This is a genomic window from Allofournierella sp. CML151, assembly GCF_027853465.1.
Lineage (GTDB): Bacteria > Bacillota > Clostridia > Oscillospirales > Ruminococcaceae > Allofournierella.
In genome coordinates, this window is record NZ_JAPNNW010000001.1 from 307,543 (window position 1) to 324,892 (window position 17,350).

The 17,350-nt window shown below is 54.7% G+C and carries 15 protein-coding genes and 1 tRNA gene; 12 read left to right on the forward strand and 4 right to left on the reverse strand.

What is annotated here, in order from left to right; all coding sequences use genetic code 11:
* Positions 1 to 13: 13 nt before the first annotated feature.
* Positions 14 to 1,555 carry an FGGY-family carbohydrate kinase gene (locus PH256_RS01530; RefSeq protein WP_270912691.1) on the forward strand — a complete coding sequence of 514 codons (1,542 nt, stop codon included), beginning with the start codon at positions 14 to 16 and terminating at the stop codon, positions 1,553 to 1,555.
* 28 nt (positions 1,556 to 1,583) lie between these two features.
* Positions 1,584 to 2,540, forward strand: a complete 957-nt coding sequence (locus PH256_RS01535) for an MATE family efflux transporter (RefSeq protein WP_087184666.1) — start codon at positions 1,584 to 1,586, stop codon at positions 2,538 to 2,540.
* Between the two features lie 116 nt (positions 2,541 to 2,656).
* On the opposite strand, the gene PH256_RS01540 is transcribed toward PH256_RS01535, so the two are convergent.
* Positions 2,657 to 3,508: a TIGR02452 family protein gene (locus PH256_RS01540; RefSeq protein WP_087184665.1), complete on the reverse strand. Its 852-nt coding sequence runs from the start codon at positions 3,506 to 3,508 to the stop codon at positions 2,657 to 2,659.
* Between the two features lie 310 nt (positions 3,509 to 3,818).
* Here PH256_RS01540 and PH256_RS01545 point away from each other — a divergent pair, with 310 nt between their 5' ends.
* Positions 3,819 to 4,670, forward strand: a complete 852-nt coding sequence (locus tag PH256_RS01545) for a tocopherol cyclase family protein (RefSeq protein WP_158096433.1) — start codon at positions 3,819 to 3,821, stop codon at positions 4,668 to 4,670.
* Between the two features lie 114 nt (positions 4,671 to 4,784).
* Positions 4,785 to 4,860: transfer RNA gene (locus PH256_RS01550), tRNA-Ala, on the forward strand.
* Between the two features lie 216 nt (positions 4,861 to 5,076).
* Here PH256_RS01550 and PH256_RS01555 read toward each other — a convergent pair.
* Together PH256_RS01555 and PH256_RS01560 are read right to left on the reverse strand one after the other, a co-directional pair.
* Positions 5,077 to 6,126 (reverse strand): aldo/keto reductase, encoded by a 1,050-nt coding sequence (locus PH256_RS01555; RefSeq protein WP_087184663.1) that lies wholly within the window; start codon positions 6,124 to 6,126, stop codon positions 5,077 to 5,079.
* On the reverse strand, positions 6,123 to 6,602 hold the full coding sequence (locus PH256_RS01560) for a flavodoxin (RefSeq protein ID WP_087184662.1): 480 nt from the start codon (positions 6,600 to 6,602) through the stop codon (positions 6,123 to 6,125). Before PH256_RS01560 ends, PH256_RS01555 begins: the two co-directional genes overlap by 4 nt.
* Before the next feature lie 144 nt (positions 6,603 to 6,746).
* Here PH256_RS01560 and PH256_RS01565 point away from each other — a divergent pair, with 144 nt between their 5' ends.
* Both PH256_RS01565 and PH256_RS01570 read left to right on the forward strand, forming a co-directional pair.
* Positions 6,747 to 7,610 (forward strand): LysR family transcriptional regulator, encoded by an 864-nt coding sequence (locus PH256_RS01565; RefSeq protein WP_087184661.1) that lies wholly within the window; start codon positions 6,747 to 6,749, stop codon positions 7,608 to 7,610.
* 202 nt (positions 7,611 to 7,812) lie between these two features.
* Positions 7,813 to 8,514, forward strand: a complete 702-nt coding sequence (locus tag PH256_RS01570; RefSeq protein ID WP_087184660.1) for a flavodoxin — start codon at positions 7,813 to 7,815, stop codon at positions 8,512 to 8,514.
* Between the two features lie 413 nt (positions 8,515 to 8,927).
* On the opposite strand, the gene PH256_RS01575 is transcribed toward PH256_RS01570, so the two are convergent.
* Complete coding sequence (locus PH256_RS01575; RefSeq protein ID WP_270912693.1) at positions 8,928 to 9,281, reverse strand: hypothetical protein; 354 nt, start codon at positions 9,279 to 9,281, stop codon at positions 8,928 to 8,930.
* Positions 9,282 to 9,698: 417 nt separating this feature from the next.
* On the opposite strand from PH256_RS01575, the gene PH256_RS01580 reads away from it, so the two are divergent.
* The 6 genes from PH256_RS01580 to PH256_RS01605 all read left to right on the forward strand — a co-directional run bounded on the left by PH256_RS01580 (position 9,699) and on the right by PH256_RS01605 (position 17,146).
* On the forward strand, positions 9,699 to 10,745 hold the full coding sequence (locus PH256_RS01580; protein ID WP_087181235.1) for a winged helix-turn-helix transcriptional regulator: 1,047 nt from the start codon (positions 9,699 to 9,701) through the stop codon (positions 10,743 to 10,745).
* A 48-nt stretch (positions 10,746 to 10,793) separates the two neighbouring features.
* Positions 10,794 to 11,489 carry a hypothetical protein gene (locus PH256_RS01585; protein ID WP_087184658.1) on the forward strand — a complete coding sequence of 232 codons (696 nt, stop codon included), beginning with the start codon at positions 10,794 to 10,796 and terminating at the stop codon, positions 11,487 to 11,489.
* Positions 11,490 to 11,596: 107 nt separating this feature from the next.
* Entirely contained in the window at positions 11,597 to 12,883 is a 1,287-nt protein-coding gene (locus PH256_RS01590; protein ID WP_270912696.1) for a C4-dicarboxylate ABC transporter, read from the forward strand.
* 172 nt (positions 12,884 to 13,055) lie between these two features.
* Positions 13,056 to 15,206, forward strand: coding sequence for a hydantoinase/oxoprolinase family protein (locus PH256_RS01595; RefSeq protein ID WP_087184656.1), 2,151 nt, complete (start codon positions 13,056 to 13,058; stop codon positions 15,204 to 15,206).
* Positions 15,207 to 15,255: 49 nt separating this feature from the next.
* Positions 15,256 to 15,789: a hypothetical protein gene (locus PH256_RS01600; protein ID WP_270912698.1), complete on the forward strand. Its 534-nt coding sequence runs from the start codon at positions 15,256 to 15,258 to the stop codon at positions 15,787 to 15,789.
* Positions 15,767 to 17,146 carry an FAD-dependent oxidoreductase gene (locus PH256_RS01605; protein ID WP_087184654.1) on the forward strand — a complete coding sequence of 460 codons (1,380 nt, stop codon included), beginning with the start codon at positions 15,767 to 15,769 and terminating at the stop codon, positions 17,144 to 17,146. The genes PH256_RS01600 and PH256_RS01605 overlap by 23 nt, the downstream gene beginning before the upstream one ends.
* Positions 17,147 to 17,350: the final 204 nt, after the last annotated feature.

Below are 17,350 nucleotides of genomic sequence, written 5' to 3' on the forward strand. Positions count from 1 at the left end.
GAGGTTGAATTGCATGGATGCTACATATTTTATGGGAATTGATACGGGAACAAATTCCAGCAAAGGTGTGATCATTGATGAGGATTGCAATGTAGTGGCGTGTTGTTCTACTCAGCACACCATGACCAATCCGAAGCCGAATCACTTCGAACACGATGCCGAAAAAGATTGGTGGGGCGATTTCTGTCGTATCAGCCAAGGGCTATTGAAAAAATCCGGGATTGATCCGGTTCAGATCAAGGCAGTGGGGCTTAGCGCATTGGGAGCTGATTGCCTTCCAGTTGATGAACAGTGCCGTCCATTGCGCAAGGCCATTTTGTATGGCATTGATGCGCGAGCAGGAAAAGAGATTGAACAGTTGACCAGCCTGTATGGCCCAGAACAAATCCGCCGCTGGTATGGTCGTCCGCTGTGCTCTAGCGATGTAATGCCCAAAATCCTGTGGATCAAAAATAACGAGCCAGAGGTGTATGCCAGAACTTACAAATTTTTAACTGGCTCCAGTTTTCTTGCGGCAAAGCTGACAGGCAATTATGTGGTGGATCGTTTCTTGGGACTGGCCAGTTTCAATCCGTTGTATGATCCGAAAACTTGGCGACCGGTCCCGGAACTGTGCGCGCCTGTTTGTCGACCGGACCAGTTGGCGAAGGTACAGGAGGCAACGGATCTAGCGGGTTACGTAACCGAGGCTGCGGCCAAAGAGACAGGCCTGGCCCCGGGAACACCAGTGATCACGGGGACAGATGATTCTGGTGCTGAAGCTATCAGCGCCGGCGTGGTGGAGCCGGGCAAAATGATGATTCAGTTTGGTTCCTCCATCTATATGATTCTGGGTACCAGACACCTGGTGGACGACGAGCGGTTGTGGCGTGAGCAATTCATTGTGCCCGGACTGTGCGATATCTCCGCGGGTACGAACACTGGTGGCAGTTTGACCAAATGGTATAGAGATGAACTGTTCAGTGATGCATTGGAACAGGAGAAAAAGACGGGGATTGATGCCTATCAACTGATGCTGGAGGGAGTGGATCAGGTACCGCCAGGTTCGGACGGATTGATCACGCTGCCCTATTTTGCGGGAGAACGCACACCGGTCAATGATCCACTGGCATGTGGTATCTTGTTTGGACTCACGATCTCCCATACGCGTCGGCATTTATACCGCAGCGCGCTGGAAGGAGTAGCGTATTCCATTCAGCAGCAGCTACGCCTGATGGAAAGTCATGAGGATGTGTCCATTGATCAAATCTTTGCTGTGGGCGGCGGGGTGAACAATGCGCTGTGGATGCAGATTGTGGCGGATGTAACGGGCAGAGAGATCAACACGCCGGACGTCACAGTGGGAGCGAGTTACGGCGATGCCATGATGGCCGCAGTAGGAGTGAGACATCCGGGATTTGAGAATTTTTCTTGCTTGGCTCAGCATATCAAAACGGGAACAGTATATAAGCCTGATTTCAAAAAATATAAAATCTACCAGAAGTATCAGGCAATATATGATAAGCTCTATGACTCCACTTGCGAATTGATGCATATGATGACCGAAGAGCAATAATGAAGCGCTCTTTCTATGGTAATATACGGTGCGATATCTGCGTGTCATTTTCGTGGGCACACCGTTCATCATGTGCTCGTTTGTGCTCAATAACCATCTGCGGTTTCAGGGGAACGCCTCGGTGGCCATGATCGGTATCGTGACAGGTGCGGTGGCCAATGTGCTGCTGGACCCGCTTCTCATCTTTGGCCTCTCCATGGGTGTGGAAGGGGCGGCGCTCGCCACGGTAATCAGCCAGATCATGAGCTTTGTATTGCTGTGGAGGCTGCACCGGAAACGGGCAGTGGTTCAGGTACACTGGCACCAGATGAGCTTAAAGCGCCGTTATCTGGAAGGGATTTTGAAGGGAGGAATCCCTTCCATGTTCCGGCAGGGGCTGGGCAGTCTGGCGACGGTTCTTTTGAATCTGGCTGCCGGTTACTATGGCGGAACTATGGCGGATCAGGCCATTGCCGCCATGGGCGTGGTGGGGCGAATTACCGCCTTTGCCAACTCGGCGCTGATCGGTTTCGGGCAGGGCTTTCAGCCGATTTGCGGGACGAATTATGGTGCAGACTGCTACAAACGGGTGCGGGAGGCGCTTTTCTTCTGCCTGAAGCTGGGCAGTGGAACGCTGGCTGTTTTTTCGGTGCTGGGTATTCTGTTTGCACACCCGCTGATGCTGCTGTTCCGAAATGATGAACAGGTGGCCCGCATCGGTGCGCTGGCACTTCGGGCGCAGTGCCTTGTGCTGGTGCTCAGTGTCTGGATTATCCTGTGCAGCATGCTGCTGCAGACCATTGGAATGGCCGCAAAGGCCAGCGTGGTGGCATCGGCCCGGCAGGGGATCATGTTTGTGCCCATGATCCTGCTGTTGCCCGGGTTGTTTGGGCTGGCCGGGGTGCAATTTGCTCAGATGGCAGCAGATATTCTGAGCTTTGCCCTCACTTTACCCATCGGATGGAGCGTGCTGGAGCAGCTCCGGGAGGATCGCCCCAAAGCATAAAAGAGAGAAAAAAGGGGAGCCGTCCGCTTGTGTGGGCTGCTCCCTTTTTCGATTGGCTGAAGAGAAACTATGGAAAAGCCACCTGTAAGAGATGGCCTGTTAAACTGAGGAAAGGATTATCTTGTCAGAATCTGCTGGAAGGTGCGGTAGTTGGAATCATCCCGGGGTGTGCAATAAACTGCAAATTCCACCGTTCGGAAGGCGTGTGCAAAGTCGGGCAGGATGTCACGGAAGGCGCCCGCGACCACTTCGGGTGGATTGCAGAATGCACCACAGCCAAAAGCGCCCAGAATCAGTACCTCGGCGCCATGGATAGCAGCCACCGACAGAATTTTGCGAGCGCGCTGTAAGTGCAGTGTACGAATCTGCTCGCGGGTCAGCCGGACCGGTACGCCATGCCCGGGGTTCATGTAGTTGTTGGGCTGCGGGCGCAGATTGGGCGCCGCACAGGTGATCACGTCCACAGGATAGATTTTATCCTTGGACAGTCGTTCGGGGGAATTTGTATCGGTTTTGATTACCAGTACATCCGGTGTGTAGATGCATGCATCCGTGTAGGTCACATCGTGCTGCGCCCGGTGCATCTGGTAGTAGCTTTGCCAGAGGTCATTTCCCAGCAGGCAGGGGTACAGAGTGCTGCACCGGCACAGTGCTTCTTCCTGGGCGGAGCTGCCGCGAAGAACACCGCCGCCCGGGTTGGTGGCCGATGCAAAGTTCAGTACGGCAACCTTCTGGCCGGCATATTTCCCGGCCGCCTGAAGCGTCCGTTCCGACGATACAAGAATATGCATGTCTTCAGGGAAACGAGTAAGCATTTCCGGAGCAGGAGAAACCGCACCGGGAGCGTAAAATTTGGTGTGCTGTTTTGAATGGCAGATGGCATCCTTCAGCATCGCATCCTGCGAGTACCAGTTGCGTGTATCTTCAAAAACGGAAACGTTCAGCTGGCGTTTGTCTGCATAAGGCATATTCTTTCCTCCTTTTGTCCGATTGCTCTGGCTTAAATTTCAGTATGGCGCATGAGAACGAAACATCGTTCTGCTTGCGTTCTGTTTCTGAGTGGGTTATCTTGAAGACTTGATTTACCAGTAACTTACTACTATTATAGCGTCAGGTGTGTCCGATAAAAGGGATAATTGCAAACTTTTTCAAAAATGTTTCCGACAGCGCTGATGATAGCACGGATTTGGGAGATACTAAGAATAAAACAATTCAAATTCATCTCGGCGTTTCCGCAAAGAATCCGATGGTTATCGGTGAAAGAAAAGGAGCATGAGGATGGAGCCGTCATTTTGCGGGTGGTATTTTAAAGTGCAGTCAAGTGAGTGCAGCCTTGCGCTGATTCCAGCAGTGCACGGGTCAGCAGAAGAAAGTGCCGCATCTCTACAGATTCTGTGGGGAGAACAGAGCGGAGTTGTTCCAATACCAGCAGTCCGGGCTGCTGTGAACTGGGCCAGCCCCAGAGCGATTCTGGGAGAAAATCTGTTCTGCCCGCATGGTGTTGCGCTTTCGGTCAGAAATGCCCGTTGGAACATTCAGGGGGTACTCCGGTTTGGACCGTTGAATCCATTGCACATACCGATTATGGGACCTTTTGAGCTGATGCCATTCATGGAGTGCAGTCACCGGATTGCCAGTATGAAACATCGGGTGGATGGGATACTGCTTGTAAACGGAAAGTGCGTCCGGTTTGAGAATGCGGAAGGCTATATCGAAGGTGATAAGGGCCGCTCTTTTCCCAGGGACTACGCATGGAGTCAGTGCTTTTTTCCGGAAGGCTCGTTGATGCTGGCTGCCGCCCGGGTGCCAGTAGGACCGATTGCATTTTCCGGGGTAATTGCATTGCTGCAAGTTCGGGGCAGGGAATACCGTTTTGCAAGCTATCTGGGGGCGAGGCTGGTCAGTGTCCGGGCTGGCCGAGTGGAGATTCGTCAGGGATGCCTTGTCCTTATAGCGGAACGGCTGGGCCAGGCAGGCCAGCCGCTGAACGCGCCGGTCTGCGGGGGAATGACGCGTACGATCCGCGAAAATCTTTGCTGCCGCGTTCGATACCAGCTGCGGAAAGATGGATTTATTCTGTGGGAACTGGAAGCCGACCGGGCCTCCTTCGAGCTGGAATATCCCTGTTAATGTGTCGGAAAAATCTCTGAAAAAACATATGAAAAAAATTTTCGCTTATCTGTTGACATTTCAAAATGCAGCTGATATAATAATCAAGCAGTCGAGAGACGGCGCACATAATGTGGGGGTATAGCTCAGCTGGGAGAGCGCTTGAATGGCATTCAAGAGGTCAGCGGTTCGATCCCGCTTATCTCCACCAGAAAGACCTGTGATCTTAGGATCACAGGTCTTTTTCTTGTGTGTGGATTCTATCCGAAGAAAACAACAAGCAACGCCAGATGCGAATGGCGTTGCTTGTTGTGTATTACTGGATAATTTGCATGCAAGAACGAGCGGAAGGTGTTCTTCAATTCAGCGTGTCCAGTTAAGTAGTTACACCGGACCTGTAGATTAACAGGAAAACACCCCATTCCAGTTACCGTGTCCCGCCGATCTCCTGGTTTCCGGTAGACCAGACGTGTTTTTCCTTCGCCGCTGCCGCTGTGTTCTGTGCCATAACTCCAACCAGAGGATGCGGTGTGTAAAGCTCCTCCAGATAGGTGCACTCTTCCGCCGTCAGGGTAAGGTCCACCGCCTTGGCTGCGCCCTCGATATGACTGATTTTGGTGGCCCCCACCACAGGGGCAGTGACGCGAGTCAGCAGCCAGGCCAGAGAGATTTCCGTCATGGAAACGCCCCGGCGGTCGGCCAGCTCTGCCACGCGAGCCAGGATGGGAGCGTCCTGATCCCGGGAAGCATCGTATTTCAGGCGGGCATAGCTGTCCTCACAAAAACGCCGGGAGCTTTCGCCGGGGTGCTTGGACAATCGTCCGCCCGCCAAAGGGCTGTAAGGCGTCATGGCGATGTTTTCTTCCCGGCAGTAGGGAGCCATCTCCCGTTCTTCTTCCCGGAAGATCAGGTTGTAATGGCCCTGCACGGAAACAAATTTGGTGAACCCTTCCCGCTCAGCGAAAGCATTTGCTTTGGCCAGCTGCCAGGCAAAGCAGTTGGAGATGCCGATGTACCGGGCCTTGCCCGCCTTTACTGCATTGTTCAGCCCCTCCAAGATGTCGGAAAGCGGAGTTTGATAATCCCACATGTGGTAGATGCAAAGATCCACATAGTCCATTCCCAGGTTTTTCAGGCTTTGGTCCAGCATTCGCCGGACATGATCCTGTCCGCTGATTCCCGCTTCAATTTCCTCGTTGGTGCGGGGCAGAAATTTGGTGGCCACCACTACTTCGTCCCGCCGGGCGAAATCCCGCAATGCCCGGCCCAGGTATTGCTCGCTGGTGCCGCTTTGGTAGGCAATGGCGGTATCAAAAAAATTAACGCCAAGCTCCAGTCCGCGGCGAATAATTTCCCGGGAATGGGATTCGTCGATGGTCCAGGAATGCTGGCCGTTTTGGGCATCCCCAAATCCCATGCAGCCCATACAGATGCGGGAAACCGTCAGGTCGGAATTGCCCAGTCTGGCATATTTCATTGCCGGTCCCACCCCTCTGCCCAGGTTTTCAGTTCGGACTCGCTCAGTCGGCCGTTCAGCATCCGACCTTCCACAATTCTGGCTCCGGGTGCGCTCGGCCGCAACTCCACGGCAGACTTGCCTAGGCCGCTGCCGCCGGATGTGGCGAACAAGACGATGGTTTTGCCGGTGAAATCGTAGGCTTCCAGAAAGGTGTTGAGAATGGTGGGGGCAACATACCACCAGACCGGGAAGCCCAGAAAAATCACATCGTAATCGGCGACTGGTGCGTCAGTGTCTGCCAGAGCAGGGCGGGAATGCTTATCGCGCATCTCCACACTGCTGCGGGAAGTTTTGTCCCGCCAGTCCAGATCTGCGCTGGTATAGGGAATGGCAGGCTTGATTTCATAAAGAGCGGCTCCGGTAGCCTGAGCCAGAGCCTTTGCTGCCGCTGCGGTGGTGCCGGTGGCAGAAAAATAAGCAATCAATGCGTTCATGGATACAACCTCCTTTGCCCTCATTGTAAAACGGATGCTGAGAAATGTAAAATACTCATTTTCTATCTGTAGTTATTCTCTGCGAGCATTTTTCGTTGCGACATGAATATGCCCGTGATAAGATAAAGAAAAGGAGGGAAAACAATGGAACTGAGAGTCCTGCGTTATTTTCTGGCGGTAGCCCGGGAGGAGAACATCACAAAGGCGGCGGCGCTGCTCCACCTGACGCAGCCTACTCTCTCCCGGCAGCTGATGCAGCTGGAAGAAGAGCTGGGCGTAAAGCTGTTTCAGCGCAGCCGCTACCACATTGTGTTAACAGATGAAGGAATGCGGCTGCGTCGCAGAGCACAGGAGCTGGTGGATCTGGCGGACAAAACCACCCGGGAGTTTATCACCGGAGAAACGGAACTGATGGGAGAAATCGCCATTGGTGCAGGTGAGACACAGAGTATGTCTTTTTTGTCGCAGGCGATTGTCAGTTTTCGGGAGCGTTACCCAAAGGTGACGTTTCGGATTTTCAGTGCCAGCGCGGACGATGTGAAGGAACGGCTGGATATGGGATTGCTGGATATGGGGCTGTTGACCGAGCCGGTGGATGTGGGCCGGTATGCCTTTTGCCGGATGAAAGAGAAGGATCGCTGGGGTGTATTGATGCGGACAGATACGCCTTTGGCCCAGCGGGAGGTGATCACGCCCGGCGATCTGGAAAATATTCCGCTGCTGCTCAGCGGACGGGAAACGGTTCAAAGGGAATTGGCCAGTTGGTTTGGCGAAAGCTGGGATCGTTTGCAGATTGCAGCCACCTTCAATCTGATCCTGAATGCAGCCAATATGGTGCGCTGCGGCGTTGGTGTGGCGCTCGGGTTTGACCTGAATCTGGATTTTGAGGGGCTGTGCTTCCGTCCGCTTTCCCCGAAAATGGAAACGGGAACCGTGCTGGTCTGGAAAAAAGATCAGGTTCTGACACCGGCGACAGAGGCATTTCATGAACATATTAAAAATGTCTGATGAGCATTTTTGAGCAAACAAAATAAGCATTAGACATGAGAGGTAAATCGTTTTACAATGTGGGTGTCCGAAGAAGGGCACCCACATTTTTTTGACTGTGCAGCAAGAGCCGGGCAAAAAGTCTCATTCCAGCGTTCGGTAACAGCAGGGGCTTGAATGCAAGGTCTGGCGGTCGCGCACAAGAACGAGGAGGTATCACAAGATGAAACGAATTTTTGCTGTGTTGGTTGCATTGACCTGTATGTTGACAGCCTGTGGAGGAACGGGAGTACAGAGCACGTCGGAACAGACGCAGTCTGTGCAGGAAAGCGAGGCCTACGTTTCGATTCCGTCTGCATCGTCGGAAGCCTCTGAGCCGGTGGAGGATGCAGATACCGCTGAATCGGGCGCAAATATTCTGGTGGCATATTTTTCCGCTACCGGCAATACAGAAAACGTTGCCCGGCATCTTCAGACAGTGTTGAATGCAGAGCTTTATGAGATTGTAGCCGAGGAGCCGTACACCAGCGAGGATCTTGATTATAACAACGAGTCCTGCCGGGCCAATCAGGAACAGCAGGACCCCGACGCCCGACCTGCAATTGCGGGAACGCTGGAAAACCCGGAGGAATATGACGTGGTGTTCCTGGGCTACCCAATCTGGTGGGGCGGAGCGCCAAAAATCCTGTATACCTTTCTGGAAAGCTATGATTTTGGGGATGCCACAATTGTTCCGTTCTGCACGTCCGGTTCCAGTGGGATCGGTTCCAGTGCTGATGACCTGCAGGCTTTCGCAGAAAATGCCACGTGGCTGGAGGGACAGCGGTTCAGCGCCGGGGCATCGGAAGAAGAGGTGGCTTCCTGGGTGGAAGGTCTGGACCTTCCAATGCTCTCTGTAAGTGCGGAAGAACCGACTGCGGGGTAAAACCCGTGCTTGATTGAAACGAAAAAATAGATGAAAAAGAAAAAAGCACCGGAACGGCTTATAATCGGCGGTTTCGGTGCTTTTTTGCTTTCAACGGGGCATAAAAGTCCTTTCGGTCAGATGATCCATAAAATCGAATTCAATTGAACGGGGAAAGCAGCTCTTGCTGCAGTTTCTTTGGCGGATATGGGGTCTGTTGTGATGACTTCTCTCCAGAATAAGCTTGCCTGCGGAAGAAGAACGAGCCCCACCGGAATCAGGATTCGCCGGAGCCTCCGCTGCAACGGGGATGGTGGAGTGCCCGGGCTGATCAGACTGGCGGCGGAATACATAGATCCCTCCGCTTCCAGAACGAACAGGATATAGTGCTTTAAGCAGGTGAACAGGCTGAATAACAGATACGAATCATCCGGTTAATTTTCCAGGTGATTGTTCTTTGCAGGCTGGCCGTTTTCCGCAACTGTCCAGGAAAAGTCCTCTTTAAAATCCTCGAAGCACCGCTTGCAGATCCAGTGACGGGAATCCCGGGTTCGGTATCCGGCGCTTTCATCCTCCGGGAATTTGGCCCAACAAAGTTCGCAGTGGTCATGATCCCATGCATCATCCGTGGAATAGTGGTCCCATACAAGCGTGGCCCCATCCAGATATTGGCGTTGATTTGTAATTCGCCAATCTTCCATTGGATAACCAAACCTTTCTAAGCGGAGAAAAAATCCAGAGTGTTCATTAGCGAATTTGCACCGCCTTTCATAACGGGTATGGTACATCTATAGTCTACGCCTGTGCTCTTGCCGATTTCAAGGGCCATACTGACCAAAGAGAAGAAGATATCCTTGGTTAAACTCTCAGGAAAGATCGATAGAGAGCCTTTCACGCCTTTGAAAGAGCGGCCGCCACAGTAGAGCAGGAATTGAACAACAGCAGCCGGATTGTTCGACGAAAGAAAACATTCGGCCGAGGAAGAGACGAAAATCGCTCTTGAAAAACAAAAAAGAAAATATTGTTTAGAATACACAATTCCTGGTGTGAGAAAACAGCGAAACAGAGAAAATCCGCCTACATCTCAAAAAAACTTATTTCGGAGATTGAAATAAGTTTTGGGCGGTGTTATACTGCAAGCAGAAAGATGTTTCGGAATCCGAAATAAGGCGCGCGCAAGAAAGTAAGGAGTGAATTCACGTCCCATGAAAAAGAGTGGACTGCAGGACATGAAAAAGCAGAACCGACGGGTTTTGCTGCAAACGGTGCTGGAGCACGAATCGCTTTCACGCATCGAAATCGCAAATCTGACCGAGCTTTCTCCCAGTACGGTTTCCGGGCTGGTGAGTGAGCTTTTGGAGGAGGGCCTTCTGGTGGAAAGCGGCGTGCGGGTCGCAACCGGCGGGCGCAGCCGCACCGCGCTTACGGTCAACCGGGACCGGGGAGTGGTGGCCGTGGCGGAAATCGGCCGAAAAAGCAGCCGGCTGATCCTGTTTGACCTGGCACTTCAGGTGAAACAGAGCGTTGTTCTGGCAGAACAGTATCTGTCCAGCAACGAACTGCTTACCGAGATAACCCGGGTATTGTTCAATCTGCTGGGGCATGAGGCAATCCGGCAGGGGGCATTGATGGGAATCGGGCTGCTGTTCCAGAAGGATATGCGCCCCAGCGATTTCAACGTGGTGTATTCCACCGGCTTTTCCTCCGCAAGTATTTCACTGGTGGAAGCGCTGCGTACCCAGTTCCGGGTTCCGGTGCTGGAGGAATACAGCCAGAATTATACAGCGGCCCAGGCCATGCGGGGAATGAAGGAAGAAAAAGTGAACAGTGCCCACATTGCCGTTGGTGCTGCAGTGGTGGCCAGTGTGAACATCGATGGTCGCCCGATTCCGTTAAAGAATGGTGTGATTGCAGATATGACCCCTCTGATGACACCGGAGACTCAGCTTGAACTGAAGTCCGGCGAGAGCGGGGAAGAGGCCACCAGTCTGAACCGGGAGCAGCCGGGGCTGCTGGCGCGACAGATCGGGGCAATGACGGCGATTCTGTGCACCCTGTTCAATCTGGATGTGGTCTTTTTGTCCGGGACCGCAGCGCATACCCAGGGCTTTTTGAGCACGGTGGAGGGGTACGTGAAGACCGCGCTGCAGGAAGACGGCGCGCCCAGATTTGAGCTGTTGAGAAAAAATGACGGAGATACGATAAAGCTATTTGCAGATACGGTGCGGCAAAAAGCCTTGTGTGCCCGCTGACGCAAAGTGCTTTTCATATAATCAAATCTATGGAAAGAAGGCATTGTTATGCAATTCAAAGAGATGATTCGGCAGAACAAGTTCTCCCTGGTGGTGAGTCTGCCCTCCAATGATCTGGAACTGGCGAAGGCGGCGCTGGAAGGCGGCGCGCAGGCGGTAAAGGTCCACTGCAACGTGTGGCACCGGGCCAGCGGCCATACCTTTGGCAGCTATGCGGAAAACAAGGAGTTCCTGCGCAAGCTGATCGAGCTATGCGGGGATGTGCCGGTAGGCCTTGTGCCTGGTGGTGCGGACGCCTTCATTACGCCGGAGGAGCGGCTGGAGCTGGAGCAGATGGGCCTGGGCTTTTTCAGCTCCTATTCGCAGCATCTGCCCTGCCATATGATGGAGAGCCAGGTGCTCAGCAAGATGGTTGCCATCGACTATACTTACACCCCCGCCACGCTGGATGCGGTGCGCAGAAGCCCCATCGACGTGCTGGAATGCTCGGTGCAGCCGGGTGAAAATTACGGCACCGATCTGAACTACGCGGATATTCTGCGGTATTCGGATCTGGTGGAAAAGAGCGGCAAGCCCTGCCTGATTCCCACCCAGCGCAAGATCAAACCCTGCGAGGTAAAGCATTTGTATCAGGCCGGCTGCAAGGCTGTGATGATCGGCGCCATTGTCATGGGCAAGGAGCCGGGGCCGGAGCAGCTCAAGCAGGCCACTGCCGCCTTCCGCGAAGCCGTGGAGGCACTTTGATTCAGAACATGCGGGAGGCGCGTTTCCCGATGTGATAGAGCCGTTGCAGCAACGCGCTGCACAGCACATTCGAAAGTAAGGAGTGTAATCAGATGCTACAAGGTTCTTTGATTATTGTTGCATTTCTCATCATTGCGGCGTTGATGATGACGAAAAAAATCCCCACTCTGCTTGCTCTGCCGCTGATGGCAGTGGTGATTTGTGTGATCGCCGGCGTTCCGGCCATTGGTACCGATGCGGAAGGCAATCAGATTGGCTGGTTGCAGACTGTATTGGAAAATGGTACGGTTCGTATGGGTAGCGCCATCATGGCCGTGATCTTCGGCGCCTGGCTGGGCCAGCTGATGAACAAGACCGGCGTAACGGAAAACATTATCAAAAAGAGTGCCGAGCTGGGCGGCGACCGCCCGTTGATCGTCACCTTGATTATGGTGATTGCCTGTGCCGTGCTGTTCACTACCCTGAACGGCCTGGGCTCCATCATCATGGTGGGCTCCATCGTACTGCCCATCCTGATCTCCGTTGGTGTTCCGGCCCTCAGCGCCGCCTGTATTTTCCTAATGGCGTTCACCACCGGCCTGACCTTCAACATCGCAAACTGGAAGAGTTTCTCCACCATCTTCGGGCTGGAGCTTGAGCAGATCAAGGGCTTCGAGATCTACATGCTCGTTGCCACCTTTATTGCCACTCTGGTGCTGGTGTTTGTGGAGTTCAAGCGCAACGGCGTGAAGTTCGCTTTCTCCGCTCCGGTTCAGGATACTCAGCCCACCAAGCAGCTCACCGGTGTGACCGGCGCGCTGGCCATGCTCACTCCGCTGATCCCCATCGTTCTGGTGGCGGTATTCAAGTTCCCGGTATGCCCTGCCTTCATGGTCGGCATCATCTGGATTCTGGTATTCACCTCCAAGAGCTTCTCCAAAGCCATGAACCTGCTGGTCAAGACCTGCTATGACGGCATTACCGACAGCGGCCCCGCCATCATCCTGATGATCGGCATCGGCATTCTGTATCTGGCCGTGACCCACACCATGGTTAAGGAAGTGCTGAATCCGTTCCTGGTAGCGGTGATTCCCACCAGCAAGCTGCCTTACATCCTGTTCTTCAGCATTCTGGCTCCGCTGTCCCTGTATCGCGGACCCATGAACCTGTTTGGCCTGGGCAGCGGCATCGCTGCTCTGATCATCGGTCTAGGCACTCTGCCTGCCATGGCGGTTATGGGTGCGTTCCTGGCTGCCGAGCGTATTCAGGGCTGCGGTGACCCCACCAACACCCAGAACGTATGGACCGCCAACTTCTGCGAGGTGGATGTGAACGCAGTCACCAAGCGGCTGCTGCCCTACCTGTGGATCATTGCGGTCATCGGCGTTGTGATCAGCGCTGTACTGTACTTCTGACCGGAAGAATTTTCCTCCCCTTTTTGGCGGAGCGGAGGTCACGCGCGGCCTCCGCTCCTCTGGAGGTTTGAACCCACGGCAAGCACCGCGGATTGAAACTTCCAGAGCCGTGCTGAAATGGCGCATGAAAGACGTTATACAACAAAGATTTTTATTATAGGAGGGTCAAACTATGAAAGTGCGTATCGGCATCGACGTGGGCGGTACCTTTACCGACGCAGTCGCCATCAACAACGATACATACGAACTGATCGGCCAGGTCAAGGTTCCCACCACGCACAGCGCAAAGGAGGGCGTTGCCGCCGGCATCGTTCAGGTGCTGCACAAGGTTATGGAGCAGTGCAGCATTCGTCCGGAAGACGTTACCTTCATTGCACACGGAACCACGCAGGCCACCAATGCACTGCTGGAGGGCGACGTGGCCAAGGTGGGCGTGATCACCCTGGGCAGCGGCTTGCAGGGAGCCAAGAGCAAGTCCGATACCACCATGGGCAATATCGAGCTTGCACCGGGCAAGTTCCTGGTATCCTGCAACGAATATGTGGACACATCGGCTTCTGATCTGACAGGGGATATTGCCGGTGCACTGGATGCGCTGCAGAAACAGCAGTGCACCAGTATCGTGGCGGCAGAAGCATTCAGCGTGGATGACCCCTCCAACGAGAACAAGGTGGTGGAAATGTGCGGCGAGCGGGATCTGCCCGCAACAGCCACCAATGACATTTCCAAGCTGTACGGCCTGAAGATCCGCACCCGTACTGCCGTGGTGAATGCCAGCATTATGCCCAAGATGCTGGAGGCGGCCACCATGACCGATCAGAGCATCAAGGGCGCGGGCATTCAAAGCCCGTTGATGGTCATGCGCTGTGACGGCGGCGTTATGACGGTGGATGAAGTGCGCAGCCGCCCGATTCTGACCATTCTGAGCGGCCCGGCGGCTGGTGTTGCGGGCGCGCTGATGTATGAAAAGCTCACCGACGGTATCTTCTTCGAGGTGGGCGGCACCTCCACGGATATCTCCTGCGTGAAGGACGGCAAGGTCATGATCCAGTACGCCGAGGTAGGCGGTCACAAGACCTACCTGAACAGCCTGGATGTGCGCACGGTGGGCATCGGCGGCGGTTCGATGGTTCAGATCAAAGACGGCAAGGCATGCGATACTGGTCCCCGCAGTGCCCACATTGCAGGGCTGGACTATGAGGTTTATACCGAGGCGGACCAGATCGTGGAACCCAAGCTGGTCACTGTGCGTCCCACCGAGACCGACCCGGACTACGCCTGCATCGAATGCGCAAACGGTCTGCGGGTGGCGCTGACCATGGCAGGCGCGGCAAACATCGCCGGCTATGTGCGGCCGGAGGATTATGCCTATGGCAACGCGGAAGCAGCGCGCAAAGCCTGGAAGCCGCTGGCGGATTCCATGGGATGCACGGTGGAGGAAGCGGCAAAGCAGGTGCTTGCCTTCGCCGCAGCAAAGAACAGCAAAGTGGCAGCCCAGCTGATGAAGGATTACAAAATGGACCCTCGCACCACAGTGTTCGTGGGCGGTGGCGGTGGTGCGGCTACGGTTGTGCCGCATCTGGCCGAGACCATGCAGCATAAATACCGCATTGCGAAGAACGCCCCTGTTATCTCCACCATTGGCGTGGCACTGGCAATGGTACGGGATATGGTGGAGCGAAGCGTGACTAACCCCACCGAGGAAGATATCATCAGTGTGCGCCGTGAGGCTGAGCTCAAGGCCATTCAGAACGGCGCCGCACCGGGCACCGTTGAGGTGAGCGTGGAGGTGGATACCCAGCGCAGCATTGTGCGGGCCATCGCCGTGGGTGCCACTGAGCTGCGCAGCAAGGACCGGATGAGCCGCCGGCTGACCGAGGAAGAGATCCTGAAGGTCGTGGCCGAAAACCTGGATGCGCCCAGCAATGAGCTGACAATCGCAGCCCGCAACGGTTCCATGTATGCGGTGCTGCACGAAAAGGTGGAGAAGAAGCTTTTCGGCATTCTGAAAAAGAGCGTGCGCCAGCTGCGTCTGGTGGACGAGGAAGGCGTAATCCGCCTGCAGAAGAACAATGCTCTGGTACGCCAGACCACCGTGGGCGGCTGGCAGACCGATCTGGATTGGATTCTGGAAGAACTGACCGTTTACAACGACGGCGGCGTAAATCTGCCCAATGTATATGTGGTACTGGGCAAGCGGGTGATTGACCTGTCCGGTATGCAGAGCCCGGAGCAGATCTCCAGCCTGGGCAATGTGGAGCTTGCCGGATGCAGCAAGGAGGAGCCGCTGATTCTGGCGGCAACCAAGAGAAGCGAAAGCTGAGGAGAAACGTATGCAGCAGGAGATGCAACTTCCTTTTCCGGACCGTACCTTGGCAGACCGGGAACTGGAGCGTGACCCGTGCTACGGCAGAATCCCCCCGCAGGACCGGGCAGGTATTGTGGAATCGGCCTGGAACAAGGGTGCGAACGCCGCCCGTGCGCTTTATCGGGAACAGGCGGGCAGCTACGACTTTTTCGCCATCGCCCGGGCCAGTGGTTTGAAGCTGGTGGAAAAGGACGTGGATTTTGTCAGTGGGAACCAGCGTTACTTCAGCGACTACATTGCCGGTCAGAGTGTTGTGAACCTGTATTTGAAATCCATTGGTCTGTGGGCACAGCAGAATGGGATGGAACTGAAGCAGGCAGAAAACCTGATCCTGAGCCATGAGTATTTTCATTTTCTTGAATGGACCCGTCTGGGTCTGACCAGCCGCGAATATCGGGTGCCCATGCTGTGCGTGGGCCCGCTGCGGCTGGGAAATACCGGGATTCGGGCGTTGTCGGAGATTGGCGCCCACGCATTTGCGCGGACTTATCATGAACTTTGCAAGGAGGCAGACCATGGGGCGGACATTGAACTATGATGTGGTTGTAATCGGCGGCGGCCCCGCCGGGTCGGTAGCGGCCATCGCAGCGGCGCGGCATGGCGCCAGCGTATTGCTTGTGGAACAGAACGGATACCTGGGTGGTATGCTGACCATGGCCGGAACCGGCCCGCAGATGACCTTCCATGCGGGCAAGACCCAGGTGGTACGGGGCATTGCGGATGAAATCATTGAGCGTCTGAAGGAAAAAAAGCTTTCCCCCGGCCATATGGAGGACTTTGTGGGCTATGCCAGCAGTGTGACTCCCTTTGATGCAGAGGGTATGAAGCTGGTGTTGGAGCAGATGGCCTGCGAAGCGGGGGTACAGCTGCTGTATCATACCGTATACACCGGATGCGATGTGGAGAACGGAACCATCACCAGGGTACATCTGTATTCGAAAAACGGATTTTTCGACGTGACCGCCAAGGTCTTCCTGGACTGCAGCGCCGACGCGGACCTTGCCACCCATGCAGGGGTTACTTCCTGTTACGGGCGGGAAAGCGACCATCTGGCCCAGCCCATGAGCATGAACATCAAGGTGGATCATGTGGACCGTCAGAAGATGATGGAATATGTGAAGAGCCATCAGGATGATATGCTCTCCACCATTCCCTTTGATCATCTGGAGCAGATCCCGCGCACCGGTATGCAGGGTGCCTATTCGGTGATCCGGCTGGCGAAGGAGCGGGGAGAACTGCATGTGGACCGGGATATGGTGCTCTGCTTCGAGACCAACACCCCCGGCGAGATGATTTTGAACATGTCCCGTATCATTAAGAAATCGGCGGTGGATGCGTTTGATCTGACCGATGCGGAGATCGAAGGCCGACGCCAGGCCTGGGAAATCGTGGCATTCATGCGCAAGTATATCCCCGGCTTCGAGAATTGCCGCCTGATTTCCACCGGGCCGCACATCGGAATTCGGGAAAGCCGCAAGATCGACGGCAGATATAAGCTTACGGCCGACGACCTGCTGCAGAACCGTATGTTCCCGGATGCCATTGCCATGGGCGGTTATCCCATCGATGTACACTCGCCGGACGGTGCCGCAATGAAACACCGCTTTCTGCGGCCCGGCAGCTGGTACAGTATCCCTTACCGCTGCCTGACCACCCGGGAGATTCAGAACCTGATTGTGGCTGGCCGGTGTATCAGTGCCACCCACGAGGCCTGTGCGGCCATTCGGGTCACCCCCATTGTAATGGCGGCGGCTCAGGCGGCAGGAACGGCGGCAGCTCAGAGCGCGGCCCTGGGTCAGCCTGCCAATGCACTGGATACCGATACGCTTCGGGCAACACTGAAGGCGGATGGAATGTTCCTGGAGCCCTATGTGGCGGAGCATACACAGGAATAATCTGAATTATGAAAAAAACGAGGGCTGCCTTGCGCAGCCCTCGTTTTTTCAGCTGTAGCAAAAAGGCGGATTTAGAGCAGCATGGCTTTCGCATCAATTGTAATATCAGCGCCAGGGCGGCTGAGCTACGCATTGCCCACTGCTTCCGGCTCGGTGCAGCAGACACAAAAAGCCCTGCTCAGCAAAGGGCTGAACAGGGCTTAA